At 69.1% G+C, this 26,866-nt stretch carries 23 protein-coding genes; 10 read left to right on the top strand and 13 right to left on the bottom strand.

What is annotated here, in order from left to right; translation table 11 throughout:
• The first annotated feature begins 144 nt into the window (after positions 1 to 144).
• The gene (rnr, locus tag KF903_RS03380) at positions 145 to 2,355 is read left to right on the top strand and encodes a ribonuclease R (RefSeq protein ID WP_291211175.1); all 2,211 of its coding nucleotides are present in this window, start codon (positions 145 to 147) and stop codon (positions 2,353 to 2,355) included.
• Positions 2,356 to 2,429: 74 nt separating this feature from the next.
• Positions 2,430 to 3,176: a 23S rRNA (guanosine(2251)-2'-O)-methyltransferase RlmB gene (gene rlmB / locus KF903_RS03375; protein WP_291210969.1), complete on the top strand. Its 747-nt coding sequence runs from the start codon at positions 2,430 to 2,432 to the stop codon at positions 3,174 to 3,176.
• Between the two features lie 34 nt (positions 3,177 to 3,210).
• Here rlmB and KF903_RS03370 read toward each other — a convergent pair whose 3' ends face one another.
• The 3 genes from KF903_RS03370 to rnt form a co-directional block, all read right to left on the bottom strand.
• Positions 3,211 to 3,495 (bottom strand): hypothetical protein, encoded by a 285-nt coding sequence (locus tag KF903_RS03370; RefSeq protein ID WP_291210967.1) that lies wholly within the window; start codon positions 3,493 to 3,495, stop codon positions 3,211 to 3,213.
• 50 nt (positions 3,496 to 3,545) lie between these two features.
• A complete protein-coding gene (locus KF903_RS03365) occupies positions 3,546 to 3,989 on the bottom strand; it encodes a hypothetical protein (RefSeq protein ID WP_291210964.1) in 444 nt (147 codons plus the stop codon).
• Between the two features lie 101 nt (positions 3,990 to 4,090).
• Positions 4,091 to 4,735 carry a ribonuclease T gene (rnt, locus tag KF903_RS03360; protein WP_291210961.1) on the bottom strand — a complete coding sequence of 215 codons (645 nt, stop codon included), beginning with the start codon at positions 4,733 to 4,735 and terminating at the stop codon, positions 4,091 to 4,093.
• 193 nt (positions 4,736 to 4,928) lie between these two features.
• On the opposite strand from rnt, the gene KF903_RS03355 reads away from it, so the two are divergent.
• On the top strand, positions 4,929 to 5,801 hold the full coding sequence (locus KF903_RS03355) for a neutral zinc metallopeptidase (protein ID WP_291210959.1): 873 nt from the start codon (positions 4,929 to 4,931) through the stop codon (positions 5,799 to 5,801).
• An 82-nt stretch (positions 5,802 to 5,883) separates the two neighbouring features.
• On the opposite strand, the gene KF903_RS03350 is transcribed toward KF903_RS03355, so the two are convergent.
• Together KF903_RS03350 and phaZ are read right to left on the bottom strand one after the other, a co-directional pair.
• A complete protein-coding gene (locus KF903_RS03350) occupies positions 5,884 to 6,804 on the bottom strand; it encodes a peptidylprolyl isomerase (protein WP_291210957.1) in 921 nt (306 codons plus the stop codon).
• A gap of 55 nt (positions 6,805 to 6,859) precedes the next feature.
• Positions 6,860 to 8,107 (bottom strand): polyhydroxyalkanoate depolymerase, encoded by a 1,248-nt coding sequence (gene phaZ / locus KF903_RS03345; protein ID WP_291210954.1) that lies wholly within the window; start codon positions 8,105 to 8,107, stop codon positions 6,860 to 6,862.
• 122 nt (positions 8,108 to 8,229) lie between these two features.
• Here phaZ and KF903_RS03340 point away from each other — a divergent pair, with 122 nt between their 5' ends.
• The 3 genes from KF903_RS03340 to KF903_RS03330 are packed head-to-tail and all read left to right on the top strand — an operon-like array spanning position 8,230 to position 12,153.
• On the top strand, positions 8,230 to 10,140 hold the full coding sequence (locus KF903_RS03340) for a peptidase M61 (protein WP_291210952.1): 1,911 nt from the start codon (positions 8,230 to 8,232) through the stop codon (positions 10,138 to 10,140).
• Positions 10,141 to 10,157: 17 nt separating this feature from the next.
• Positions 10,158 to 11,420, top strand: a complete 1,263-nt coding sequence (locus tag KF903_RS03335) for a crosslink repair DNA glycosylase YcaQ family protein (RefSeq protein WP_291210950.1) — start codon at positions 10,158 to 10,160, stop codon at positions 11,418 to 11,420.
• 58 nt (positions 11,421 to 11,478) lie between these two features.
• Complete coding sequence (locus KF903_RS03330; RefSeq protein WP_291210948.1) at positions 11,479 to 12,153, top strand: MgtC/SapB family protein; 675 nt, start codon at positions 11,479 to 11,481, stop codon at positions 12,151 to 12,153.
• Positions 12,154 to 12,314: 161 nt separating this feature from the next.
• Here KF903_RS03330 and KF903_RS03325 read toward each other — a convergent pair whose 3' ends face one another.
• Entirely contained in the window at positions 12,315 to 13,637 is a 1,323-nt protein-coding gene (locus tag KF903_RS03325) for a DEAD/DEAH box helicase (protein WP_291210945.1), read from the bottom strand.
• Between the two features lie 345 nt (positions 13,638 to 13,982).
• On the opposite strand from KF903_RS03325, the gene KF903_RS03320 reads away from it, so the two are divergent.
• Both KF903_RS03320 and KF903_RS03315 read left to right on the top strand, forming a co-directional pair.
• On the top strand, positions 13,983 to 15,044 hold the full coding sequence (locus tag KF903_RS03320) for an alpha/beta hydrolase (RefSeq protein ID WP_291210943.1): 1,062 nt from the start codon (positions 13,983 to 13,985) through the stop codon (positions 15,042 to 15,044).
• Positions 15,041 to 15,457: a S4 domain-containing protein gene (locus KF903_RS03315; protein ID WP_291210941.1), complete on the top strand. Its 417-nt coding sequence runs from the start codon at positions 15,041 to 15,043 to the stop codon at positions 15,455 to 15,457. The genes KF903_RS03320 and KF903_RS03315 overlap by 4 nt, the downstream gene beginning before the upstream one ends.
• A 12-nt stretch (positions 15,458 to 15,469) precedes the next feature.
• Here KF903_RS03315 and mutS read toward each other — a convergent pair whose 3' ends face one another.
• The 7 genes from mutS to trxB all read right to left on the bottom strand — a co-directional run bounded on the left by mutS (position 15,470) and on the right by trxB (position 23,138).
• Complete coding sequence (gene mutS / locus KF903_RS03310; RefSeq protein WP_291210938.1) at positions 15,470 to 18,043, bottom strand: DNA mismatch repair protein MutS; 2,574 nt, start codon at positions 18,041 to 18,043, stop codon at positions 15,470 to 15,472.
• Between the two features lie 592 nt (positions 18,044 to 18,635).
• Entirely contained in the window at positions 18,636 to 18,962 is a 327-nt protein-coding gene (locus KF903_RS03305; protein ID WP_291210935.1) for a helix-turn-helix domain-containing protein, read from the bottom strand.
• A complete protein-coding gene (locus KF903_RS03300) occupies positions 18,943 to 19,335 on the bottom strand; it encodes a type II toxin-antitoxin system RelE/ParE family toxin (protein WP_291210932.1) in 393 nt (130 codons plus the stop codon). The genes KF903_RS03305 and KF903_RS03300 overlap by 20 nt, the downstream gene beginning before the upstream one ends.
• Positions 19,336 to 19,828: 493 nt before the next feature.
• Positions 19,829 to 20,047 carry a translation initiation factor IF-1 gene (gene infA / locus KF903_RS03295; protein ID WP_291210930.1) on the bottom strand — a complete coding sequence of 73 codons (219 nt, stop codon included), beginning with the start codon at positions 20,045 to 20,047 and terminating at the stop codon, positions 19,829 to 19,831.
• Positions 20,048 to 20,139: 92 nt separating this feature from the next.
• Entirely contained in the window at positions 20,140 to 20,886 is a 747-nt protein-coding gene (gene aat, locus KF903_RS03290; protein WP_291210928.1) for a leucyl/phenylalanyl-tRNA--protein transferase, read from the bottom strand.
• Positions 20,883 to 22,040, bottom strand: a complete 1,158-nt coding sequence (locus KF903_RS03285) for a peptidogalycan biosysnthesis protein (RefSeq protein WP_291210926.1) — start codon at positions 22,038 to 22,040, stop codon at positions 20,883 to 20,885. The genes aat and KF903_RS03285 overlap by 4 nt, the downstream gene beginning before the upstream one ends.
• Before the next feature lie 123 nt (positions 22,041 to 22,163).
• Entirely contained in the window at positions 22,164 to 23,138 is a 975-nt protein-coding gene (gene trxB / locus KF903_RS03280) for a thioredoxin-disulfide reductase (RefSeq protein ID WP_291210923.1), read from the bottom strand.
• 214 nt (positions 23,139 to 23,352) lie between these two features.
• Here trxB and ald point away from each other — a divergent pair, with 214 nt between their 5' ends.
• Both ald and KF903_RS03270 read left to right on the top strand, forming a co-directional pair.
• Complete coding sequence (ald, locus tag KF903_RS03275; protein ID WP_291210921.1) at positions 23,353 to 24,414, top strand: alanine dehydrogenase; 1,062 nt, start codon at positions 23,353 to 23,355, stop codon at positions 24,412 to 24,414.
• Positions 24,415 to 24,511: 97 nt separating this feature from the next.
• The gene (locus KF903_RS03270; RefSeq protein ID WP_291210918.1) at positions 24,512 to 26,833 is read left to right on the top strand and encodes a DNA translocase FtsK; all 2,322 of its coding nucleotides are present in this window, start codon (positions 24,512 to 24,514) and stop codon (positions 26,831 to 26,833) included.
• Positions 26,834 to 26,866 lie beyond the last annotated feature (33 nt).

Below are 26,866 nucleotides of genomic sequence, written 5' to 3'. Positions count from 1 at the left end.
GGCCGTCCGCCGCAGAAGCGCGCCCAGCGACGCGGTCCCGGCAAGCGCAGCGGCGGCACGGCTGATACGCCGCGACCGGTGCCTGCGGGCAAGCCCGGCGCCGGCAAGTCCGCCAAGGCGAGCCGCCAGCGCGTACCGGCCTTCATGCCGCAGCCGGCGCCCGCCATGCCGCGCCCACGCAAGGGCGCACCGCGCGTGGCCGATCCCTATGCCGAGCGCGAGGCGCAGCGCTATGCGCAACCGATCCCGAGTCGCGAGGCGATCCTCGCGCTGCTCGAGACGCAGCAGGGCCCGCTCACGATCGAGGCGCTGTCGCGCGCGCTCGAGCTGTCGGCGGCGGCGGATCTCGATGCGCTGACCAAGCGCCTCAACGCAATGCTGCGCGATGGCCAGTTGATCCAGAACCGGCGCGGCGGTTATGCCGTCGCGCGTCAGCTCAACCTGATTCCCGGCAGCGTGATCGCCAACGCCGAGGGCTACGGTTTCCTGCGGCCCGATGCCGGCGGCGAGGACCTGTACCTGTCGCCCTACGAGATGCGCAAGGTGCTGCACGGCGACCGTGCCTTGGCCAGCGTGGTGCGCGTCGACCGCCGTGGCCGCGAACAGGGCGTGATCGTCGAGGTGCTCGAGCGGCGCTCGTCGCGTCTGGTCGGGCGCGTGATCGAGCAGGACGGACTCATGCTCGTCACGCCTGACGATCGGCGCCTGCATCAGGACGTGTTGATCGCGCCGGGCAAGGAGCGCGGCGCGCGTGCCGGCCAGATCGTGGTCGCCGAGATCACCGAGCCGCCGACCGCGCAGCGCGGACCGCTCGGCCGCATCCTGGCCGTGCTCGGCGAACGGCTCACCCCTTCGCTGGTGGTGGAAATGGCGATCGCCAGCCACGACCTGCCACATGAATGGCCGGCCGCCGCGCTGCGCGACGCCGCCCGCGTCGAGCCCGAGGTGACGGCTGCCGAGAAGGTCGGCCGCGTCGACCTGCGCGGACTGCCGCTGGTGACGATCGATGGCGAGGACGCGCGCGACTTCGATGACGCGGTGTATGCCGAGCCGAACGACAAGGGCTATCGCCTCGTGGTGGCGATCGCCGACGTGTCGCACTACGTGCGGCCCGCCACGCCACTGGATGCCGAAGCCTACAACCGCGCGACGTCGGTGTATTTCCCGGGCTTCGTGGTGCCGATGCTGCCCGAAACGCTCTCCAACGGCATCTGCTCGCTGAACCCGGCGGTCGAGCGCCTGTGCATGGTGTGCGACATGCAGGTCGACCTTGCCGGCGAGGTGGTGCGTTCGAAGTTCTACCCGGCGCTGATGCGATCGCACGGGCGCCTGACCTACACCCGCGTGTGGCAGGCAATCGGTCTCAAGGATCGCGACGCGCAGTCCGAGTATGCCGACGTGCTGCCGCAACTGCGGCATCTGCATGCGCTGTACAAGCTGCTGGCCAAGGCCCGTCAGCGGCGCGGTGCGATCGAGTTCGAGTCCAGCGAAGTCGAGTTCCGCCTGGGTGCCAATGGCGAGGTCGTGCAGCTTGCCGCCCACGAACGCAACGATGCGCACAAGCTCATCGAGGAGTGCATGATCGCCGCCAACGTCGAGGCGGCCAAGCTGCTGCAGAAGAAACGCATTCCCGCGCCGTATCGCGTGCATGCACCACCGCCGGCGTCCAAGTACGAGGACCTGCTCGGCTTCCTGCGCGAATTCAAGCTGAGCCCGCCTGCGCACGACAAGGTCACACCCGGTGATTTTTCCGCACTCATGCGCAAGGTGCACAAGCGCCCCGATGCGGCGCTGATCCAGTCGGTGCTGCTGCGCGCGCAGAGCCTGGCCGTATACCAGCCCGACGACCCCGGCCACTTCGGCCTGGGCCTGGCCACCTACACCCATTTCACCTCGCCGATCCGCCGCTATCCGGACCTGCTCGTGCATCGGGCGATCCGCTACGCGCTCGGCGGTGGCAAGCCGGCCGCCTACGAGTACAGCCCGACCCAGATGGCGAGCCAGTGCGTGCATTGCTCGCACAACGAGCGCCGCGCCGACGAGGCCGAGCGCGACGTCGACGAACGCTACAAGTGTGCGTGGCTGGAGAAGCACGTCGGCAGCACCTTCGACGGCATCGTCTCGGGCGTGACCTCATTCGGCGTGTTCGTCGAACTGGTCGAATCCCGCATCAGCGGCCTCGTCCACATCACCCAATTGCCGATCGACTACTACCACTTCGATGCAACGCGCCGCCTGCTCACGGGCGAGCGACGCGGCCTCAAGTTCCGGCTCGGCGATGCGGTGCGGGTGCAGGTGCTGCGCGCCAGTCTGGAGGATCGCAAGATCGACTTCCGCATGGTGTCGGGGCGCTGAGCCGGCGCCTGTCGCCGGCCACGCGCACGGCATGGGCGCTACACTGCGCGGCCTGAACTCGCTGCGAGCCGCGCATGAGCCATGACCTGCTGATCGGCATCCATGCCGTGGAAGCCGCCCTCGACCACGATGTCGCCAATCTCGTCGAGCTCTACATCGAGAATGGCACGCACAATGCGCGCGTGAAGGCGCTCGGCGAGCGCGCGCGCGAACTCGGCGTCAAACCGCACGCGCGCGATCGCGCCGCGCTCGACCGCATGACCGGCGGTGCGCGTCACCAGGGCGTGGTGGCCCGTTACCGGGCACCGCCACCGCGCGCCGAGGGCGATCTGCCGGCCCTCGTCGAGCAGGCCGGCGCGACGGCGCTGCTGCTCGTGCTCGACGGGGTGACTGACCCGCACAACTTCGGTGCCTGCCTGCGCAGCGCCGAAGCCGCGGGCGTCACGGCGGTGCTGGTGCCGAAGGATCGAGCGGTCGGCGTGACGCCGACCGTGCGCCGTGCATCGGCCGGCGCCGCCGACCGCGTGCCGATCGTGATGGCGACCAACCTGGCGCGCACGCTCAAGACACTCAAGGAAGGCGGCGTGTGGCTGGTCGGCCTGGCCGGCGAATCCGAACGATCGCTCTACGAGGTCGATCTCAAGGGACCGCTCGCGCTCGTGCTCGGTGGCGAAGGCGAAGGCATGCGCCGGCTCACGCGCGAGGCCTGCGACTTCCTCGTCCGCATCCCGATGCGCGGCGACATCGAGAGCCTCAATGTGTCGGTGTCGACTGGCATCGTGCTGTTCGAAACGCTGCGCCAGCGCGGCAGCGGCGGGTAGGGCGCAGCGCGCCCAGCGGCCGCTGCGCCGCAGCTCAGTCGCCGCCGATGGTGTCGGGGCCGTCGCCGGCGGTCTTCTCGTAACGGCCGCGCTCGAGGCGGCGGTACTGCGTGTAGCCGTGCCGCGCGAGATGCGATTCGCGCAAGCGGTGGCCGCCGCCCTCGATGATCGCCGGTGTCCCGAGTGCGCGACGCAGCGCCGCGCCGCAGGCCGGGCAGTGCGTGAGCGGCGCCTCGCCGGCCTGGTGCAGGCGTTCGAAGCCATAGCAGCACAGCGCGCAGCCACGGCCTTCGGCCGGAAAGTATTCGTGGATGCTCATGGCGGCGACATGGTGATTGCGGCGCCCACGCGCAAGTACGCGCCGCGCGCCTACTTGCGCGTGACCGAGAGCTCGTAGCTGGCCGACTCGCCCTTGTCGGCGGCCGACTTGGTGAGGAACACATGCACCACGTAGGTGCCGTCGACCGTGGGCTGGATCGTCCACTGCTTGCGGCCTTCGCCTTCCACCTGCGGCGCGCCGGGGCGATAGATGTAGCTGAAGGCGGTGCCGGGCTTGTCGCTGAGCTTCACTTCCAGCGTCTGGCCGGCCTGCATCGGTACGGCGTAGTCGTGGACAACATCCTTGGGGCCCTTGAACTTGCCCTTGGCCGTTGCGCTCGCGCCGGCCTTGTCGAACTTCAGCGTTGCCGGTGCCTTGGCGGGCTGGTCGGCGACCTTGCCGGTCGCCGGCGTGGCCGCCATGGCAGTCGCGAACGCGAGCAGGCTGGCGAGACAGGTACCGGCGAAGGCGGCGCGATGGAGCGTGCAGGACATGGCTGGACTCGTTCGATCAGGGACAGCCCGCATTGTGGCGCGACGCCGCCGCAAGGTCGAGCGTGCGATCGGCGCGTGCAGCCCGGTCGCCGCCCACGCGCTCAGCGCGAACCCGGTGGTGCATCGAGATCGGACAATTCCTTCCAGCGGTTGACGATCGTGCAGAACAGCTCGGCGGTGCGTTCGGTGTCGTACACGGCGGCGTGCGCCTCGCGTGCGTCCCACTGGCCGCCAGCGGCTTCCACTGCGCGGCTCAGCACGGTCTGGCCATAGGCCAGGCCCGCCAGCGTGACCGTGTCGAAGCAACTGAACGGATGGAACGGGCTGCGCTTGTGGTCGGTGCGGCGGATCGCGGCGTTGAGGAAGCCGAGGTCGAAGGCCGCGTTGTGGCCGACGAGGATCGCGCGCTGGCAGCCGGCGGCGCGCACGGCACCGCGCACGGCCTTGAAGATGAGGTCGAGCGCGGCCTTCTCGGGTACCGCGCCGCGCAGCGGATGGGTCGGGTCGATGCCGTTGACCTCGAGCGAACGCGGGTCGAGTTCACTGCCGGCGAACGGCTCGACATGGGTGGACACCACGGGGTCGGGGTGCAGCCAGCCGTCCTCGTCCATGTGCACGGTGACGGCGGCGATTTCCAGCAGCGCGTGACGCTCGCTGTCGAAACCACCGGTTTCGACGTCGACGATCACGGGCAGGAAACCGCGGAAGCGTTGCGCCATGCGCAGCGCGGCAGCAGAGACGTTCATGGGCGCAGCATAGCAAGTCGCGGTGGGCCGCCACGCGCCGGGCCGTCCGCGTGGCCAGCAGCGGTGTGCCGGCAGCGCGCGTGAACATTGTTCAAACGCAGTGATGCGGCGCGCGCCTGCGCTTGCGGTGGGGTGGATTGGCGCGCTAGCGTGCGCGTGTCCGACCGCTGGGGTCGCGAACGAGGATCGCGCAATGCTGTGGCAAAAGGGTCGCGCCAGCGACAACGTGGTGCAGGACACGGGCCGCGGCGGCGGTGGCGGTGGTTTCGGCGGCCGCGGCCTGGGCCTGGGCGGCATCATCGTCGTCGTGATCGTGGGCCTGTTGTTCGGCAAGGACCCGGGACAGATCCTGCAACTGCTGGGCGACATGGGCGGTGATGGCGGCGCGCCGGGCCAGCAGCAGGTCACTGCGCCCGCCAACGACGAGCAGAGCCTGTTCGTGCGCAAGGTGCTCGGCAGCACCGAGGATGTGTGGGGCCAGATGTTCCAGGCCAGCGGCCAGCGCTATGCGGCGCCGCGCCTCGTGTTGTTCAACGGTGCCGTGCAGTCGGCCTGCGGCGCCGCGTCGGCGGCGATGGGGCCGTTCTATTGCCCCGGCGACCAGCAGGTCTATCTCGACCTCGACTTCTTCCGCGAGATGCAGACGCGCTTCCATGCCGCCGGCGACTTTGCCCGCGCCTACGTGATCGCGCACGAGGTCGGCCACCATGTGCAGAATCTCATCGGCGTGATGGCCAAGGTGGAGCAGGCGGCGCGCGGCGGCACGCCGATGCAGGGCGCCGAGGGGCTGTCGGTGCGGCAGGAACTGCAGGCCGATTGTTTCGCCGGTGTGTGGGCCAACCACGCCCAGCAGCAGCTCAACTGGCTCGAACCGGGCGACATCGACGCCGCCCTCAACGCCGCCAACCAGATCGGCGACGATACGCTGCAGAAGCAGGCGCGCGGTTACGTGGTGCCCGATTCATTCACGCATGGCTCCTCGGCCGAACGTGTGCGCTGGTTCAAGGCCGGTTTCGCCGCGGGCCAGCTCGGCGCCTGCGACACCTTCGCCGCGCGCACGCTGTAGGCAGCCTCCACTGCCGACCCACCTGAAGCATGCGGCTCGCGCGAGCCGCATGACGGCGCCGCGCCGTCGGCGCCAGGCGCCTTCAGGGCGTGGTCGGCGCCGCGCTGCGCACCGGCACGGCGATGTTGCACAGGCCGATCTTGCCGGCCGTCTGCAGGTACCAGGCATCGCTGCGGTTGCGGCGTGATTCGACGAAGGCGGCAAAGCGCGGGGTGTCGGTGCGCAGCACTTCGAGCGGCGTGCGCTCGGTGTCGGGCAGATCGGCAGCCACGCGCACGCGGCGGATCGGCACGCGCTGCTCGGGGCGCTCGTAGAAGCCGAGCGGGCCACTGCCGCGCGGCAGCGCCGCAAGCAGTTCCATGCCCTGCAGCACGCGCCCGACGAGGGCGATGTTGCGATCGAGCTGGCGCGGCTCCTGGCCGATCACGACATACAGCTCGGCGCCAGGTCCGCTGTCGGCCGCGTTGTCGCGACCGGCGCCGACCATGCCGTAGCAGTGCGCGAGCCAGGTCTTGCCGATGCGGCGGTCGCGCGCGGCCGGAAAACCGTCGCTGAAGCCGACTTCGCGCGCGTAGACGTCGCCATCGGGCAGGGGCGTGAATGGCAGCGACCGGTCGATGCTGCGCTCGAATTCGGCTGCCAGCGTGCGTTGCGCCGCGCCGAAGCTGCGTGCGCGCTCGGCATGCTCGGCCTCGGGGTCGCCCCACTGGGTGACGAAGTTGTCCTGCACGCGCAGGATCGCCAGGCCATCGAAGTAGTGTGCGCGCACGAGGGTCTTGATGTTGGCGGCATGCAGCGGCGCGAACTGCGGCGCCAGTTCGATCACGACGCGCCCGGCATCGAGATCCAGGTACAAGGTGTGCTGCGGATCGGGCCGGCGCCAGTCGGCGGGCGTGGCGGCGTCGAGCACCTGTTGGGTGGTCAGGCGCGGCGCCGGCGCTGCGTGGGCAAGGCCACAGGCGATCGCACAGGCGAGGGCGGCGACGGGCAGGCGGCAGGACATGGCGACTCCATGACGGCGAGATCGCCCAGCCTAGCAGGCTGGAGCCGCGCTGGCGTCAGCGCCTGTCGAAGCGGGCGATGAAGCGGCGCACGTCGGGGTAGACGACCTCGCGCCAGCGCCGCCCGCTGAAGATGCCGTAATGGCCGGCGCCCTTGATCTCCAGATGCTGGCGGCGCTTGTCGGGCACGCCCTTGCACAGCGCGTGCGCGGCGCGGGTCTGGCCGATACCCGAAATGTCGTCGAGTTCGCCTTCGATCGTGAGCAGCGCGGTGCGTTTGATCGCTTCCGGCGCGACGCGCTCGCCTTCGACATGCCACTGGCCGCGCGGCAGCGCAAACTCCTGGAACACCGTACGGATCGTGTCGAGGTAGAAGCGCGCCGGCATGTCGAGCACGGCGTTGTATTCATCGTAGAAGCGTCGGTGCGCCGCCGCGTCCTCGAGATCGCCGCGGATGAGGTTCTGGTAGAAGTCCCAGTGCGCCTCGAAGTGGCGGCTCGGGTTCATCGCCACGAAGCCGGCATGCTGCAGGAAGCCCGGATAGACATGCCGGCCACTGCCGGGATAGTTGGGCGGAACCGCAAAGATGACATTGGTCTCGAACCACGAAAAGCGCTTGCGCGTGGCGAGATCGTTGACCTGGGTCGGCGTCTCGCGCGGGTCGATCGGACCGCCCATGAGGATCAACGAGCGCGGCGTGGTCTGCTCGGCCGCAGCCATCAGCGACACCGCCGCGAGCACGGGCACGGTGGGCTGGCACACCGACATCACGTGCAGGCTGTCCGCACCGAGGTGGGTGATGAAGCGACGCATCAGCGCGACGTAGTCGTCGAGGCTGAAGGTGCCGTGGGCGATCGGCACCATGCGCGCGTCGATCCAGTCGGTGACGTAGACGTCATGGTCGCGCAGCAGCGTGTGCACGGTGTCGCGCAGCAGGGTCGAGTGGTGTCCCGACAGCGGCGCCACCACCAGCACGCGCGGGTCGCGGCGCAACTGCGTGAGCGTCATCGGGTCATCGCTGTAGCGCTTGAAGCGGAGCAGGCGGCAGAACGGGGTCGGCAGCTCGCATTGCTCGTTGACCGCGACCTCGCGCCCATGCGCCTCCACGCGGTCGATGCCGAACGCGGGCTTTTCGTAATCCTTGCCGAGGCGGTAGAACAGCTCGTAACCCGCGCTGAGCCGCTCCATGCCCGGCATGCGCGCGACCCAGTTGTCGGGCGCCGACAGCGCCTGCGACAGTGCCCCCGACCAGGCGACCCAGGGGTTGAGCAGGGCGCGGTTCATCTCGTGCAGGTGGTAGAGCATGCGTGGTAGTTCCGACTGCGGCAGCGCAACATTCTAGCAGCCATGACGATTGCCCCAGGCGCGATCCTGCCGAACTGTCACAATCTTTACTTTGCATTGCCTGCAGCAGGCGGAGGAGCGCGATGAACACGACCACGGGCTTGGCCGGCATGATCCTGTCGATGGCGGCAGGTGGCGCATGGGCGCAATCGCCGCGCGTGCCACCGCCGGCCGACGTCGCCTATCCGGGCACGATCCGCCTCGAAGTCGATGCCACCGACATTCAGCGTCACATCTTCCGCGTGCATGAGGAAATCCCGGTCGCGCCGGGCAAGCTGACGCTGCTCTATCCCGCCTGGCTGCCGGGCAAGCACGCGCCGCGCGGACCGATCGACAAGCTGGCCGGACTCGTGACCAGTGCCAACGGCCACAGGCTCGAGTGGCAGCGCGATCCGCTCGACGTCTATGCGTTCCACCTCGACATCCCGCAGGGTGTGGACACGCTCAGCGTCGACTTCCAGTACCTCTCGCCGCAGGAGCCGGCGCAAGGCCGCGTGGTGATGACGCCCGACATGCTGAACCTGCAATGGGATGCGGTGGCGCTGTATCCGGCCGGCCATGCGGCGCGACGCATCACGTTCGCGCCGAGCGTCAAGCTGCCTGGTGGTTGGCACTATGCCGGCGCGCTCGACCTGCCCGCGGGCGCCACGCCCAACGAGCCCGCCAGCGACGGCGTGGCCCGCTTCAAGCCGGTCGACTTCGAGACCCTCGTCGATTCGCCGCTGTTCGCCGGTCGCCATTTCAAGCGCATCGAGCTCGCCGGCAACGCGCCGGTGCATCTCAACCTGTTCGCCGACGCGGCACGCTTCCTCGCCGCCACGCCGGCGCAGCTCAAGCTGCATGAGAACCTCGTCGTGCAGGCGCGCAAGCTGTTCGGCTCGCAACACTACGACCATTACGACTTCCTGCTGGCGCTGACCAACCAGCTCGGCGGCATTGGCCTTGAGCACTCGCGCTCGAGCGAGAACTCTGGCGATCCGGGCTACTTCACCGAGTGGGACAAGCATGCGCCCGGACGCGGCCTGCTGCCGCACGAATTCACCCACTCGTGGAATGGCAAGTTCCGCCGCCCGGTCGGCTCGGCCACTGCCAACTACAACGTGCCGATGGATGATGGCCTGCTCTGGGTGTACGAGGGCCAGACCCAGTATTGGGGCTTCGTGCTGGCGGCGCGTTCGGGTTTGTGGAGCAGCGAACAGACGCGTGATGCGCTTGCGCTGGTGGCGGCAACCTATGCCGACAACCGCCCGGGCTTTGCCTGGCGCAATGTGCAGGACACCACGCAGGATCCGATCATCGCGGCGCGGCGCGCGTTGCCCTATCGCAACTGGCAGATGAGCGAGGACTACTACAGCGCCGGCCAGCTGATCTGGCTCGCGGTCGACGCCAAGCTGCGCGAACTCACGGGCGACAAGCGCTCGCTCGATGACTTTGCGCGTGCCTTCTTCGGCATCGACGACGGCAGCTGGGCCATCAGCACCTACGACTTCGACGACGTGGTCGCGGCGCTCGATGGTGTTGCCCACCATGACTGGGCACGCTTCCTGCGCGAGCGCATCGACGGCCACGCGCCGCCGCTGGACGGGCTCGCCGCCAGCGGCTGGAAGCTCGTCTACAGGGACAAGCCCAGCGCCTTCGAGAAGGCGAACCAGGGTGGCCGGCGCGGCTGGGACTACTCCGCCTCGCTTGGGTTCGTGGTGGGCGGCAAGGATGGCCGCATCAGCGACGTGTGCTGGGACGGCGCCGCGTTCAACGCCGGTGTCACGCCCACCAGCACGATCGTCGCGGTGAACGGCCGGGCGTGGAGCAACGACGAACTCGACGACGCGATCACGGCCGCGGTGGGCAGCACGGCGCCGATCGAACTGTTGCTCAAGGACGGCAATCTCTACCGCAGCGTGCGCCTCGACTACCACGGCGGACTGAGGTTTCCGCACCTGGAGCGCATCGAAGGCAGCGCCGATCGGCTCAGCGCGATCCTCGCGCCGCGCTGAAGGTGACGCGAGCGGGCATGGACACGCTGCCGCGGCTCAGCCTGCGCCAGGCGCAGCTCATCCAACTCGCTGCGCAGGGCTTGCTGACGCCACCGCGCCGGCGGGCGCGCAAGGCCGATCTGCTGGCCGCGATCACACGCATGCGCGTGCTGCAGATCGACACCATCCAGGTCGTCGCGCGCAGTCCCTATCTGGTGCTGTACTCGCGCCTGGGCGCCTACGAGCCAAGCTGGCTCGACGAGCTGCTGGCCGAGGGTGGCGTATTCGAATGTTGGGCCCACGAGGCCTGTTTCGCGCCGATCGTCGACTACGCGCTGCATGCGGCACATGGCCGGCAGGACGCCCGCGGGCAGCATTGGGCCATGCGCCACGCGGCGCGTGTGCGGCGCGATCAGGCCGCGGCGGTGGACGCGCTGCTGGCGCATGTGCGCGCGCACGGCGCGGTGAAGTCGGCCGATTTCGCGCGTCCCGCCCGCGGTGGTGGCGGTTGGTGGGGCTGGAAGGACGAAAAGCGCGTGCTCGAGGCGCTGTTTGCGACCGGCGAACTCATGGTGGCGCGGCGCGAGCGCTTCCAGCGTGTGTACGACCTGCGCGAGCGCGTGCTCGAACAGGCACGCGCGCGCCATGTGTTCGACCCGCGCTTACCCGATGCCACCACACTGCGGCGCGAGTTCACGCTCGGCGCGGTCAAGGCGCTGGGCATCACCCAGGCGCGCTGGATCAACGACTACTTTCGCCGCGGCACGCGCCTGCGCGATGACGCGCTGGCCGACTTCGTCGCCAGCGGTGCACTGTTGCAGATCGAGGTGGCTGGCTGGGAGGCGCCGGCTTACCTGCATGCCGACCACGCATGCCTGCTTGCGCAGGCGCGCGCCAACCGCTTGCGCGCGACGCACACGAGCCTGCTGTCGCCGTTCGATCCGCTGGTATGGGATCGCGAACGCGCCGCCACCGTGTTCGGCTTCGACTACCGGCTCGAGTGCTACACGCCGGCGCCGCGGCGGCGCCATGGTTATTTCGTGCTGCCGCTGCTGCGGCGCGGCCGCCTCGTCGGCCGGCTCGATGCCAAGGCGCACCGGACCGCTGGCGTGTTCGAGATCAAGGCGCTGTACCTGGAGCAGGGCGTGACGCCCGACGCGGCGCTGGCGCGTGACCTGGCACGCGCCATCCACGATTGCGCGCGCTGGCACGGCACGCCGCGCCTGCGCTTGGGGCGCTGCGAACCGCGCGCCTTCGGCGCCAACCTGCGCGCGGCGCTGCAGGCGAGGACTGCGCAGTGACGGCGCGGGCGCGTAACATGGCGCGCAACCACGTCCACGCCTGAGGTTGCCGCCGCTCATGGTGCCCGAGATCGAGCTCGTCGCCCGCCTGCTGCTGGCCGCCATCCTCGGCGGCGTCGTCGGCATCGACCGCGAGCGCCACGAATGGGCCGCCGGCCTGCGCACGCACATGCTGGTCTGCCTCGGCGCGGCGTTGGCCGTGATCGTGTCGGCGTTCGGCTTCCGCGACGTTCTCGGCACACCTGCGGTGGTGCTCGACCCCTCGCGCATCGCCGCCCAGGTCATCAGCGGCATCGGCTTTCTCGGTGCCGGCACGATCATTTTTCTCGAGCGCGAGAACATCATCCGCGGCCTGACCACGGCCGCCGGGCTTTGGGTCGTCGCGGCGGTCGGCCTGGCGGTGGGGGCGGGCATGTACCTGGCCGGCATCGCGGCGACCGCAATCGCGTGGATCACGCTGGCCGTGATCAAGCCACTCGAACGTCGCTATCTGGGGCACTCGCGCACCGCGCGCCTGCTCGTCGCGTTCGACCATGGCGCGCGGCTGTCGACGATCGAGTCGGTGATCGCCGCGAGCGGCATCGCGATCCGGCAGACCCTGCTGCGACGCGGCAACGGCGGCGACGACATCGAACTGATCCTTGCCGAAGGCACCTCCAGCGCCGACCTCATCCGCGTGATCGATGCGCTGCGCGTGATCCCGGGCGTGCAGTCGGTCGAGCAGCGCAGCTGAGCGCGCACCGCCGCGCAAGCGCGCTGCGGTGACGCACGCGTTCGGGCCGCGCGTGGTGGCCGGCAACGCGGCGCGCAACCGCAGCGGCTACCGACTGCAGGCGAACGCGGCGTGCGGTCATCGCCAGCGGACACGCGAGCCGCGGCCGCTGGCGGTCGGGTTCAGGCCGGCTGCGTGCTGCGCTGCCCGCCGCCCCTGCGGCGGCGCTTGCGGCTGGCCGACTTGGCCGGCGCGGCCGTCTTGCCGGCATGGCCATGGCGCGGCGGCGCCGCGTTCTGGCGTGGCTTGTGCTGCTGCGGCTTCTGCTGCGGCCTGGCGCGCGCGCCGTCATCGGTGCGCAGCGGCTGCGCCGGCTCGAAGCCGGCGACCGGTGCGATCTCGATGTCCTGCTTGAGCAGGCGGCGAATGTCGCGCAGCAGGCCTTCTTCCTCGTGGCAAACCAGCGAGATCGCCAGACCCTGTGCGCCGGCGCGGCCGGTGCGGCCGATGCGGTGCACGTAGTCCTCGGCCACCATCGGCAGGTCGTGATTGATCACGCGCGGCAACTGGTCGATGTCGAGGCCGCGTGCGGCGATGTCGGTGGCGACCAGCACGTTGATCTTGCCGCTCTTGAAGTCGGCCAGCGCCCGGGTACGCTGGTTCTGGCTCTTGTTGCCATGGATCGCAGCGGCGCGCAGCCCGGCCTTGTCGAGCATCTTCGCCAGTTTGTCGGCGCCATGCTTGGTGCGTCCGAACACCAGCGTCTGGCTCGCATCGCCCTCGAGCAGGTGCAGCAGCAGGTCGCGCTTGCGCGCGCCATCGACCGGGTGCACGCGATGCGTGACCGTGGCGGCGACGCTGTTGGGCTTGGCGATCTGGATCTCGATCGGTTCGCGCATGAACTGACTCGCCAGCGCCTTGATCTCGGTGGCGAACGTCGCCGAGAACAGCCAGGTAATGCGGTTCTGGCGTGGCAGGTGACCGAGGATGCGCTTGAGGGCAGGCAGAAAGCCCATGTCGAGCATGCGGTCGGCCTCGTCGAGCACGAGCACCTCGACGTGCGACAGATCGACGCTGCGCTGGCCGATGTGGTCGATCAGGCGCCCCGGTGTGGCGATGAGGATCTCGACGCCGCGGCGCAGCGCGTCGACCTGCGGCTGCATGCCGACGCCGCCAAAGATCGTGGTGGCGCGCACGCGCACGTGCTTGCCGTAGTCGCGCACGTTGGCATGGATCTGCGCCGCCAGCTCACGCGTGGGCGTGAGCACGAGCGCGCGCGGGCGCTTGGGCGCGGCGGGCGCGGCGTGGTCGACATACAGGCGCTGCAGCAGCGGCAGCGCGAACGCCGCCGTCTTGCCGGTGCCGGTCTGTGCGCCCGCGAGCAGGTCGTGGCCTTCCAGGGCCGGTGGGATCGCCGCCGCCTGGATCGGGGTGGGGCTGCTGTAGCCCTGCTCGTCGAGTGCGCGCAGCAGTGCGGGCGCGAGGCCCAGTGATGCAAAAGACATGACAACTCCTGTACCGCACCGGCGCGAGTGACCGCACGGGCGCAGCAATGAACGTTCCGGCATGGATGACCGGCATCGTCCGCGGCGTTCCCTGCAACCGCGCGGCGGGCGAACGGAAATGGAGCGGCTCGTGCCCGGGGCGGCGAGTCCGCGATTTGCGGCGACGTCAAGTCGAACGGTGCGGAAGGCGACGGGCGTCGATGGACGCTTCGTGGCCGTGATTTCCGGAAGGGAAGATCGCGCAGCGGCGCAACAAACGCGCGCAGTGTACGCGAAAGCGCGGCGCGCTGCCGCCGCGCGGCGCGGCGCGTTCAGGTTGGGGTCGGCGGCGCTAGAATCGCGCCAATGGGAAGTGCCCGGTCAAGCCACGGTTCGCGCTGCCGCCTCGCGCTCGGCGTGCTCCTCGCCTGGCCGCTGCTGGCGGCGGCGACGGTCGATCGCCTGCACGAGGGCGTCAATCTTGGCGTGCGTTTCGAGGCTTATTCGCCGCTCGCGCGTACGCGCGAGCTGTTCGCGCGCAGCCTCAATCCGCTCGGTGAGCGCCGCGCACTGGCCCGCTACGCGCAGCGCCGGCTCGAGGTGCCCGAATACACGGTGGATCTGGCCGAGGAGGAATTCGCCGTGTTCGTGCCCAAGGCGCCGCCACCGCCGCAGGGCTACGGACTGCTGGTGTACGTGGCGCCCTGGCAGCAGGCGACCGTGCCGCGGCGTTGGCAAGGCGTATTCGAGCGCACTGGCATCATTTACGTCAGCGCCGCGCGGTCGGGCAATCCGGAGCCGGAACTGCCGCGACGCATGGCGTTGGCGCTGCATGGTTACGGCAACATCGTCGCGCGCTACCACATCGATGCCGAGCGCGTGTACGTCGGCGGTTTCTCCGGCGGCGCGCGCATCGCCGAGGTGCTCGCGCTGGCATACCCGGACGTCTTCCATGGCGCCGTGCTCGACGGCAGCAGCGACCGCATCGGCACGCCGCTGGCGCTGCTGCCGCCACCGCACCTGCTCGAACTGGCGCAGCAGCGGCTGCGCCTGGTCTATGTCTACGGTGCCGATGACAGCTACAACGCCGCGCAGGCGCGCTACTCGATGCAGTCGGCGGCGACCTGGTGCCTGCCGCCAACCTATCGTCTGGTCATGGCCGGGCGCGGACACGAGCCAGCCGATGCGCCGACGCTGTTGCGCGCGCTGCGCCTGCAGGAGCCGGCACACGAGCCGGCGCCGCCAGCGGCAACCTGTCGCGCGCGCCACGCGCGGCAGTTGCACGACGAGGTGGCCGCGGTCGACGCGATGCTTGCGGCTGGCGAGCGCGACGCCGCCAGCACGGCCCTGCGCGCACTCGATGCGGCGTGGGCGCAGTCGGCCGGCGATGACATCCGGCGCCTGGCCGACGCCTTGCACTACCAATGAGTTCGCACGCGGACACATCCGCTCCCGGCGCCGGCCTGCGCGTGGATGTTTGGCTGTGGGCCGCGCGCTTCTTCCGCACACGCGCACTGGCCAAACAGGCAGTCGAGGGCGGTCGGGTCGAGCTCAATGGCGCCACGGCCAAGCCCTCGCGCAGCGTGCAGGCGGGCGATCGTCTGCACATCAGGCGCGGCGAGGAGCGCTTCGATATCGAGGTGGTCGGCGTGTCGCGGCAACGCGGTCCGGCCCGCGTCGCGCAGGCCCTTTACAGTGAGACTCCGGCCAGCGCGGCCGCACGCGCCGCGGCGGCCGAGCAGCGCCGCCTGCGCGGCGATGCGCTGGCGCGTCCGCCCAAGCGCCCCGACAAGCGTGCGCGACGACTCATCCGCGCGCTCGGCGACATCGACATGACGTGACGCTGCCGGCCGTCAGACCAGGTGCTTGAGGCGGTAGATCGCCGCGAGCGCCTCGCGTGGCGTGAGCGCATCGGGGTCGAGCGCGCGCAGTGCCTCCTCGGCCGCCGAAGGCAGTGGCGGCGCGAACAAGCCCAGTTGGGGATGGGGCGCGGACGTGGCCGCGGCAGGTGCGCCAGGCAAGTGCGCGGCCTCGAGTGCGCGCAGGGTCTGGCGCGCATCGTCGACGACTGCGCGTGGCAGACCGGCCAGCGCCGCCACCTGCAAGCCGAAGCTGCGGTTGGCCGGGCCTTCCTTGACCGCGTGCATGAACACGAGCTGCTCGCCGCGTTCCTGGTCGTGGAACTCGACCGCGTCCAGATGCACGTTGGCGATGCCCTCGTGCTCGGCGGCGAGCTCGGTCAGTTCGAAGTAATGTGTCGCGAACAGCGTCCAGGCGCGATTGCGCGTGGCCAGCGCAACCGCGCAGGCGCGCGCGAGTGCCAGCCCGTCGTAGGTGCTGGTGCCACGGCCGACTTCGTCCATCAGCACGAGGCTCGCCGCCGTCGCGTTGTGCAGGATGCCGGCGGTCTCGCTCATTTCGACCATGAAGGTCGACTGGCCACGCGCGAGGTCGTCGCCGGCGCCGATGCGGGTGAAGATGCGGTCGATCGGACCGATGGTGGCGGCGTCGGCAGGCACGAAACTGCCGATGTGGGCCAGCAGCACGATGAGCGCGGCCTGGCGCATGTAGGTCGACTTGCCGCCCATGTTGGGGCCGGTGATGACGAGCATGCGACGGCCTTCGCGCAGGTCCAGATCGTTGGGCTCGAACGGCTCCTCGCGCACGCGTTCGACCACGGGATGACGCCCGCGCACGATGTGGATGCCGGCGGCGTCGACAAGCTGCGGGCAGTTCCAGCGCAGCGCCTCGGCGCGCTCGGCCAGCGCGGCCAGCACATCGAGCTCGGCCAGCGCCGCCGCGGCGAGCTTGAGCGCATCGAGCCGGGCGGCGAGGAAGTCGAGCACGGCCTCGTAGAGCAGGCGTTCGCGCATGAGCGAGCGTTCGCGCGCCGACAGCACCTTGTCCTCGAACGCCTTGAGTTCCTCGGTGATGTAGCGTTCGGCGCCCTTGAGCGTCTGCCGCCGCGTGTAATGCGCGGGCGCCTTGTCGGCCTGCGCCTTGCTGATCTCGATGTAGTAGCCGTGCACGCTGTTGTAGCCGACCTTGAGCGTGGCGATGCCGGTGGCCGCCTTCTCGCGCGCCTCGAGTTCGACGAGGAACTGGTCGGCGTGCGTCGACAGCTGACGCAGCTCGTCGAGCTCGGCGTCGAAGCCCCCGCGGATCACGCCGCCGTCGCGCGCGAGCGCGGGCGGCGTGTCGACGATCGCGGCAGTCAGCTGCTCGACCACGGGCGCATGATCGCCGATGCGGTCCAGGATCCGGGCGAGCAGGGTATCGGGCGCCGTCGCCAGTAGCGCATCGCCGCCGGCGCTGAGGACGCCGGCGAGCGTCGGTGCGAGCGCGAGGCTGTCGCGCAGCGTCGACAGGTCGCGCGGACGCGCCGAACGCAGCGCAACGCGGGCGAGGATGCGCTCGAGGTCGCCGACGCCGCGCAGCACGTCGCGCAATTCGCCTGCGCGGGCACCGTCGAGCAGGTGTTGCACGGCCTGCTGGCGCTGCCGCAGCAGCTCATGGTCGCGCAGCGGACGATTGAGCCAGCGCCGCAGCAGGCGCGCGCCCATCGGCGTCACGCTCGAATCGAGCACGCCGAACAGCGTGAGATCGCTGTTGCCGCTGGCATGGCTGTCGAGCTCCAGGTTGCGCCGCGTGGCGGCGTCGAGCGCGATCGTTTCGCTCGCGCTCTCGACCGCAAGGCCGCTCAGGTGTGGCAGGGCGGCCTTCTGGGTTTCGCCCAGGTAGGCCAGCAAGGCGCCCGCCGCAGCCAGCGCCAGCGGCAGGTCGTCGACGCCGAAACCCGACAGGTCGCGCGTGCCGAAGAAGCGCGCCAATTCGCGCCGCGCCGTGGCGGTGTCGAAATGCCAGGGGCCACGCTTGCGCAGTCCCGGCAGCCCGGTCACGAAACGCGGCCAGGCCACGTCCTCGCCGACCAGTGTCTCGGCTGGCGTCAGTCTGGCCAGTTCCGCATTGAGTGCTTCGGCACTGGCGACCTCGCTGAGCAGGAAGCGGCCGGCCGACAGATCGACCCAGGCCAGGCCATAACCGACGCTGCCGGCGGCGATCGCGAGCAGCAGGTTGTCGCGCCGCTCTTCGAGCAATGCGGCATCGGTGACCGTGCCGGGCGTGACGATGCGCACCACCTTGCGTTCGACCAGGCCCTTGGCCAGCGCCGGATCGCCGATCTGTTCGCAGATCGCCACCGATTCGCCCAGGCGCACCAGCTTGGCGAGGTAGGACTCGGCCGCGTGGTAGGGCACGCCGGCCATCGGAATCGGCGCGCCCGCCGACGCACCGCGCTGCGTCAGCGTGATGTCGAGCAGCCGCGCCGCCTTGCGCGCGTCCTCGTAGAACAGCTCGTAGAAATCGCCCATGCGGAAGAACACCAGCGTGTCCGGATGCTCCGCCTTGGCGGCGAAGTACTGGCGCATGGCCCCTGTGTGGCGTTTGTCTTCCTTAAGCTCTTGATAGTTCAAGAATCATTTGCCTTTCTGTGAAGTGCAAAAAATCGAGGGAGGCGAATTCGCACGGGGTGCGTGTCCATATTGTGTCCACAGGTCTCCCAAGCTACGCACATGAGGAAATCCGTGGACACATTCCCGACCGAAGCGGCGGGCGTGTCGATCTACAGCCTAGCCAATTTGGATCGAATCGCTCTTGGGTCTCAACGCGCGAGCGCGTGCACGACACGCTTTCGCACGCCATAGCAGGGCTCAGTTGCCGCTAATCGGAAAACGGGCCAGCGTGTGCCCACCGATGCCGCTGGCCGTGGTCGTTAACGGGCTGCTCATGGGACGGATGATGTTCTTGCGTCCACCACCAAGCGAAACGGCAATGCGCGGTGCTGCGCCCGAGCGCTTTCGTGCCCAAGCGCAGCGGAATGACGGCGGCGATATGGCGTTCGGCGGATCTCCAGTCGGCCGCCTTCTGCGCCAGCGCAGACAGCAACCACCGGGTTGGTCAGGCGTTCGCCTTGGTGCGTGAGGCTGGGTATTTTCACCCGTTCATATCCATCGTGTACGTTCAGCCCGCTTTGCGGCGATTCGTTTTCTCCATTCCCAAGTGCTCGATAGTCACAGGTGGTCGATTAGGGAATTGTGCAACGAGTTCGAGTGTTCCTCCCATGCTTTCGACATAGTGCCGCAGCGTCGAGAGCAACATGTCGCTGCGCTTCTCCAGTCGCGAGATCGTGTCCTGACCGACACCGAGTTCGGCGGCCAACTCGACCTGCGTCTTCTCGACGGCCAGGCGCAAATCCTTCAGCGTCGCCAATTCCTGCGCTCGTTTTTCGATTCGCTTCCGCCGGTTTGTCGGAAGGGCGGCGATCACGTCATCGAGCTTTCTTGCCATGGGAAGCCTCAGGGGTTCGGGTGTTGCGGAGCGTGGCGAGGTGATCGTCGTAGCGCGCATCGGCCATGGCGATCAATCGTTTGTAGAAGCGGCGTTGGTCGGCGCCGGCTTTGTCGCCGGCAGTCAGCAGGATCGCCTGACGTTTCGGATCGAAGGCAAAGGCCACGCGCCAGACTTCGCTCGCCCATTCGAAGCGCAGATCCTTCATGTTCGCGTGCTTCGACGCCTTGAGCGTGTCCACCGTGGGGCGTCCGAGATTCGGGCCGAACTCTGCCAGCAGCTTCGCATGGGCCAGCAATTCGTCTTGCAGGTCTTCTGCCAAGTCTGCGAACTCGGCGTCGAAGTCGGGGTGAAGCATGACGATCCAGGTCATGGCCGATGATGGCTCAAAGGGCATATGGAGTCAAAGCCATAATTTCCATGGGCATATGCCGCGCTCAGCGAGCGGGCTCCCGACGGCTCTGGAGCAGGTTTGGATGTGTCCATAGGGTGTCCATGAGACCGTTTCCAGCTCGGTTGCGATCATAAACACGCAAAAAATGCCGGACAAAACAGGGCTACACAACCCTAGGCAAATACTGGCGCAGCAGCGGGGTGTGCTGGTCGCTGGTGCGAGACAGTGGGGGCGTTGCGGCGGCTTCGTTCATGGCTTGGTCGGTGCCGGCTCGGAGCGGCAGATCGCCGATGGTACGCGAAGCGTGCAGCGTTGACGGGCGCGCCCGTGGACGGCGCGATCGACCGGGCATGCCGATGCCACCGCGCTGCCGCGCGGCGGGGCATGGCACTGCGGATCGGTTCGGGTGCTGCGAAGGGGCGGGGCCGCGTCGCGTCGGTGCGGTGGCGTTGGCGCGCGCGGCGCGCGTCGCTCAACGGTTGCGGTAGGTGATGCGACCCTTGGTCAGGTCGTAGGGGGTCATTTCGACCTTGACCTTGTCGCCGGTGAGGATGCGGATGTAGTTCTTGCGCATGCGGCCGGAGATGTGGGCGGTGACCACGTGACCGTTCTCGAGCTTCACGCGGAAGACCGTGTTGGGAAGGGTCTCGAGGATCGTGCCTTCCATCTCGATGACGTCGTCTTTGGACATGCGTGCCTTGAGGTTGCGGGGATTGGAGCCAACAAAGCGCGGGATTGTGCCACGATCGCAGCGGTGGCGGAAGCACGGGCCCGGCGCAGGCGTCAGCGGCGGCTGCCGCCCATCGCGGCGAGGGCGGCCGGCCGATGGCAGGCAAATGCCTCGCGCCACGAGCCGACGCGACCGGGCGGTACGGCCAGGCGGGCGACTTCGCTGCAGAATGCATCGCGCGGCAGCTCGCGGGCGCCGAGCGTGGCGAGGTGGGGCGAGGCGATCTGGGCGTCGAGCAATGGGAAGTCCCATTCGTGCAGCCCAGCGCACAGCGCGAGCAGGGCCAGCTTGGAGGCATTGCTGCGCCGACTGAACATCGACTCGCCGAAAAACATGCGGCCCAGCGCGACACCATAGATGCCGCCGACCAGCGTGGCGCCATCCCACACTTCAAGCGCATGGGCGTGGCCGAGCTCGTGCAGACGCACGTAGGCGGTGACCATCGCCGGCGTGATCCAGGTGCCGCGCTCGCGCGCCCGCGGCGCGGCGCAGGCTTCGATCACCTGCCCGAATGCGGTGTCGACGCGGATCGACCAGTCGCAGCCGCGCAGCCAGCGGCGCAGGCGCCGCGGCACGTGCGGCTGCGCGGTGTCGAACACGCTGCGCCGCGCGGGCGACCACCACAGGATCGGCTGGCCGGCGGAAAACCACGGGAAAATGCCGTGGCGATAGGCGTCGAGCAAGCGTTCCGGGCGCAGGTCGCCGCCAGCCGCGAGCAGGCCGTCGGGTTCGGCCAGCGCCGTCGCGACGGGCGGGAACGGGTCGAGGCACTCGCTGTCGAGCCATGGCAGCCGGATCATTGCGCCACCGGCGTCGCAGGCGCCACGTAGGGGGAATGGGCCAACACGTCGTCGCGGTAGTCGTCCAGCAGCGGCGTGGCGCGCCGCAGCGCCTGCGCAATCGCCTCGCGCAGGTCCGCGTCGGCGATCCAGTGGAACGCGTGCGTGGCGGTCGGCAGGAAGCCGCGCGCGATCTTGTGCTCGCCGCCGGCGCCTGGCTCGAAGCTGCGCAGGCCTTCGCGCAGGCAGTAGTCGATGCCCTGGTAGTAGCAGGCCTCGAAATGCAGGCCGGCGACGGCTTCGCGGGCGCCCCAATAGCGGCCATACAGTGTGCTCGCACTGCGCAGCAGCAACGCACCGCCGATGAGTTCGCGCTGGCGATGGCACAGCACCGCCAGCACCTGGCGCGGCAGCGCCTGGCCGAGGTGGCGCAGGAAATCGAGCGTGAGAGCCGCGTAGTTGCCCTTGTCATCGAAGGTGCCGCGGTAGAAGTCGTGCAGTGCGCGCCAATCGGCATCGCCGAGCTCGTCACCGTGGCGGATCTGGCAGGTGATGCCGGCGGCGGCGACCTGGGCGCGCTCGCGGCGGATGTTGTTGCGCTTCTTGTGCGACAGCGCGGCGAGGAAGTCGCCGAAGTCGCGCCAGCCGGCGTCGTTGTGCCAATGGAATTGCCAGTCGCGGCGCGCCAGCCAGTCGCCACCGGCGAAGGCGGCGGCATCGGCCGCGGCGGTGAAGTTCACCTGTGCCGCAGCCAGACCCAGGCGCTGCGCCTCGGCGCGGATGGCGTCGATGAGCTGGCTGCGCCGCATCGCGGCATCGGCCGCGCTGCCCACGAGCAGGCGCGGTCCCGGCACGGGCGAGTAGGGCACCGCGCACACGAGCTTGGGGTAGTAGTGCAGACCGTGATCTTCGTGGGCATGCGCCCACGACCCGTCGTAGACGAATTCGCCGTGCGAATTGGTCTTGAGGTACAGCGGCGCGGCGGCAACGAGGCGACCGCCGTCGCGTACGCTGAGGTGATGGGCCTGCCAGCCCGCGCGCGCCCGGATGCAGCCGTGCCGTTCGAGGCCGGCGAGGAAGGCATGGGCGAGGAACGGATTGTCGTCGGGGCGCAGTGCGTCCCACGCCGCGGCGTCAATCGCATCGAGGCTGGCGTGGAATTCGACCTGCAGCATGGGTGGAATGACTGGACCTGGTGACCGCGACCCGGCGCGCCCGCGCATCATGCGCGATGTGCGGGTCGCGCGGCGCAGCCGCGACCTGCGCGCTGGCGACTGGCCGTGCGCCGCCCGGGTTCGTCAGGCCGCGGTGGACGGCGTGGCCGCGACTTCGTCCAGGTAGCGTTCGGCGTCGAGCGCAGCCATGCAGCCGAATGCGGCCGAGGTGACGGCCTGGCGATACACCTGGTCGGCGACGTCGCCGGCGGCGAACACGCCGGGCACGCTGGTGGCGGTGGCGTTGCCGGCGGTGCCGCTGTGGATGGCGATGTAGCCGTTGTTCATGTCGAGCTGGCCGGCGAAGATCGAACTGTTGGGCGTGTGGCCGATCGCGATGAACACGCCGGTGGCGGCCAGGTCACGGCTGCTGCCGTCGAGCGTGCTGCGGATGCGCGCCCCGGTCACTCCCGAGTCGTCGCCGAGCACCTCGTCGAGGGCGTGGTCCCAGATGATCTCGATCTTGCCGGCGCGCTGCCGCTCGAACAGCCGGTCCTGCATGATCTTTTCGGCGCGCAGCTTGTCGCGGCGGTGCACGAGCGTGACCTTGCGGCAGATGTTGCTCAGGTACAGCGCCTCCTCGACCGCGGTGTTGCCGCCGCCGACCACGACCACGTCCTGTTCGCGGTAGAAGAATCCGTCGCAGGTCGCGCAGGCCGACACACCCTTGCCTTTGTAGTGTTCCTCGGAGGCGAGGCCGAGGTACTTGGCGGTGGCGCCGGTGGCGATGATGAGTGCATCGCAGCTGTATTCGCCCGAGTCGCCCTTGAGCACGAACGGCCGCCGCGACAGGTCGGCGCTGTGGATATGGTCGAAGATCATTTCGGTGCGGAAGCGCTCGGCATGCTCGGCCATGCGCTGCATGAGCGCCGGCCCCTGCAGGCCTTCGACGTCGCCGGGCCAGTTGTCCACGTCGGTGGTGGTCATCAGCTGGCCGCCCTGGGCCAGTCCGGTGATGAGGGTCGGCGCGAGGTTGGCGCGGGCGGCGTAGATCGCCGCGGTGTAACCGGCCGGGCCGGAACCGAGGATGATGAGGCGCGAGTGCTTGGCAGTGCTCATGTATAATCCAGCGCCGCTCTCGAGCGGCTTTTTCTTGGTGTTTGCTGCATGTCGCGGCGGGTGCGGGGCACCGGCGCCGATTTCGTTCCTTGCGGGTCTGCGTGCCGCCCGGTGGCGGCCGCGGCACGGCAGTGGACGGAGCATGGGGTGAACGCCGGTGCGATTCAAGGCATTCGTGGTCCTGTGCGTTCCATCATCCTGCGAGGAATTTGCAATGCGTATCGGTGTACCTGCGGAAACCAAGACTCTGGAAGGGCGCATCGCGCTCGTGCCTGCGGCCTGTGGCGATCTGGTGCGACATGGCCACGAGGTGTACGTGCAGGCCGGCGCGGGCCTCAAGAGCGGCTTTGCCGACGCCGACTACGAGCGCGTCGGGGTGAAGATCGCCGCCAATGCGAAAAAGCTCTATGAGGCCGGCGAGTTGATCGTCAAGGTCAAGGAGCCGATCGCGGGCGACCTCAAGCACCTGCGCAAGGACCATCTGCTGTTCTGCTACCTGCACCTGGCCGCCGAGCCCAAGCTGACCCAGCGCCTGCTCGACATCGGTCTCACCGGCATTGCCTTCGAGTCGGTGCAGGACGACGCCGGCGGGCTGCCGCTGCTGGCACCGATGTCGGTGATCGCCGGCCGCATCGCCACCCAGGTCGGCACCCATCTGCTGCACCAGCCGATGGGCGGCAAGGGCAAGCTGCTCGGTGGTCTGCCATCGACCGAACGCGGCAAGGTGGTGGTGCTCGGCGCCGGTGCGGCGGGCAGCAATGCCGCGGTTCTCGCGGCGGCTGGCGGCGCCAACGTGGTGGTGTTCGACATGCGCCAGGACCGCCTTGCGCACATGATGGAAGTCAGTCACAACGTGACCGCGCTGTATCCGTACCGCGAGGCGATCGCGCGTGAGGTCAAGGATGCCGATCTCGTGATCGGCGCCGTGCTCATCCCGAGCGCGAAGGCGCCGCACGTGATCACGCGCCAAATGGTCAAGTCGATGCAGCCGGGCAGCGTGCTGGTCGATATCGCCATCGACCAGGGCGGTTGCTTCGAGACTTCCAAGCCGACCACCTGGGCCCAGCCGACCTACATCGTCGACGACGTGATCCACTTCTGCGTCACCAACATGCCCGGCGCGGTGCCGCAGACCTCCTCGCAGGCGATCTGTGCGGCGATCCTGCCCTACGTGACGCGGCTGGCCGGTGACCGCCAGTGGAAGAAGTTCGAGCCGCTCAAGCGCGGCATCAACGTCGAAGCCGGCAAGATCGTGCATCCGGCACTCAAGGCCTGAGTGGCGCCGCACTGCCGCGGTTGCCCGCCGCGGCAGTGCGCCATTCGGTTTCGATCAATCAATGACTTGAGACGCGTACTTCGGGTAGATTGCACGAATGCCACGCGCCGCAAGAGACCTCCCGACACTCCCTGCCGACGAACGCTGGCACAAGCGCCTGCGCGAAGTCGGCTTCCTGCTGCTGTTGCCGCTGGCGATCTACCTGTTCGCCTGCCTGGCCAGCTATGCGCCGGCCGATCCGGGCTGGTCGCACGCAGGTGACCCGAACCGGCCGATCCACAATTTCGGCGGCGCATTCGGTGCCTGGATTGCCGACGTGGCGCTCTATCTGCTCGGCATCGTCGCCTGGACCCTGCCGCCGCTGTTGCTGCTGGTCGGCTACCGGGTGCTGCGCGGCGATGATGGCCGCGAGCGCTCGCCTCTGGAACCGACGCTGCGGCTGGTCGGCTTCGTTGCGTTCTTCATCGCCACCCCGGGCCTGGCCTGGCTCGAGTCGAGCGCGCCGAGTCCGCTGCCGGCCGGTGCCGGCGGCATCCTCGGCCAACTGGTCGGCAGCAGCCTCCTGCACAGCTTCGGGCCGCTCGGCGCCAACCTGTTCCTGCTTGCGCTGGCGCTCATCGCGATCACGCTGGCCACCGGCCTGTCGTGGCTGCGGTTGATGGATGGGATCGGCCGCCTGCTGCTGGCGGCGGGTGCGGCGTTGGCCGCCCGCCTGCGCACGAGCGACGATCGCAGCGCCGCGCGCGATGCCCGCGCCGCGCGCGAGGTGGTGCGCAAGGCCGAGACGATCAAGCAGTCGCGGCGCGAACCGGTGCGCATCGAACCGGTGATTGCGCCGATCGAGAAGAGCGATCGCGCCCAGCGCGAAAACCAGATCCCGTTGTTCGCCGGCGCCGCCAGCGCCGGCGGCGTGCCGCCGCTGGCCCTGCTCGATGAACCCAGGCAGCAGGCGCGCGGCTATTCGGAGGAAACCCTCGAGGCGCTGTCGCGCCAGGTCGAGCTCAAGCTCAAGGACTTCCGCATCGAGGCGCAGGTCGTCAGCGCCTATCCCGGCCCCGTCATCACGCGCTTCGAACTGCAGCCCGCGCCCGGCATCAAGGGCAGCCAGATCTCCTCGCTCGACAAGGACATCGCGCGCGGCCTGTCGGTGACGAGCGTGCGCGTCGTCGACGTGATTCCCGGCAAGTCGGTGATCGGGCTGGAGATCCCCAATGCCAACCGCGAGATCGTGTACCTGTCCGAGATCCTGCGTTCGGACAAGTACGACCAGCAGAAGTCGCCGCTCGCGCTGGCGCTGGGCAAGGACATCGGTGGCAAGCCCGTGGTGGTGGACCTGGCCAAGATGCCGCACCTGCTCGTCGCCGGCACCACCGGCTCGGGCAAATCGGTGGCCGTCAACGCGATGGTGCTGAGCCTGCTCTACAAGTCGCCTGCCAGCGACGTGCGCATGATCATGATCGACCCCAAGATGCTCGAGCTGTCGGTCTACCAGGGCATTCCGCACCTGCTCGCGCCGGTCGTCACCGACATGAAGGAGGCGGCCAACGCGTTGCGCTGGTGCGTGGCCGAAATGGAGCGGCGCTACAAGCTCATGTCGCTGGTCGGCGTGCGCAACCTCGCCGGCTTCAACAAGAAGGTCAAGGAGGCCGACGACGCCGGCCAGCCGCTGCTCGATCCGCTGTTCCGGCCCGACGCCTCGCAACCGGCCCGCGTGGCGCAGCCGTTGCAGCCGCTGCCCTACATCGTCGTGTTCATCGACGAATTCGCCGACATGATGATGATCGTCGGCAAGAAGGTGGAGGAACTCATTGCGCGCCTCGCGCAGAAGGCGCGCGCGGCCGGCGTGCACCTGATCCTGGCCACCCAGCGTCCGTCGGTCGACGTGATCACGGGCCTCATCAAGGCCAACATCCCGACCCGCATTGCGTTCCAGGTGTCGTCCAAGATCGACTCGCGCACGATCCTCGATCAATCCGGCGCGGAAACGCTGCTCGGCAACGGCGACATGCTGTACCTGCCGCCCGGCACCGCCATGCCTGAACGCGTGCACGGCGCCTTCGTCGACGACCAGGAAGTCCATCGCGTGGTCGACTGGCTGCGCCAGCAGGGCGAACCCGACTACATCGCGGGCGTGCTCGAGGAAGTGCAGTCACTCGACGACGGCAAGGTCATCGACGCCTCCGGCCTGCCGCAGGACGCCGTTGACGCCGAGGGCGGCGAGGATGCGCAGCTCTACGACAAGGCCGTCGCCATCGTCACCAAGTCGCGCCGCGCGTCGATTTCGGGCGTGCAGCGCCACCTGCGCATCGGCTACAACCGCGCCGCGCGCCTCATCGAGCAGATGGAACGCGACGGCGTGGTCAGCGGACCCGAGCACAATGGCAACCGCACCGTGCTCGCCCCGCCGCCGCCCGAATGAGCAGCGCGTCGCCGCGGATTCAGCCGCGGCGAT

It is taken from the genome of Dokdonella sp. (genome assembly GCF_019634845.1).
Taxonomy (GTDB): Bacteria; Pseudomonadota; Gammaproteobacteria; order Xanthomonadales; family Rhodanobacteraceae; genus Dokdonella_A.
The sequence above is the reverse complement of the archived record's forward strand: the minus strand, read 5'-3'. Positions and strand labels throughout refer to the sequence as shown.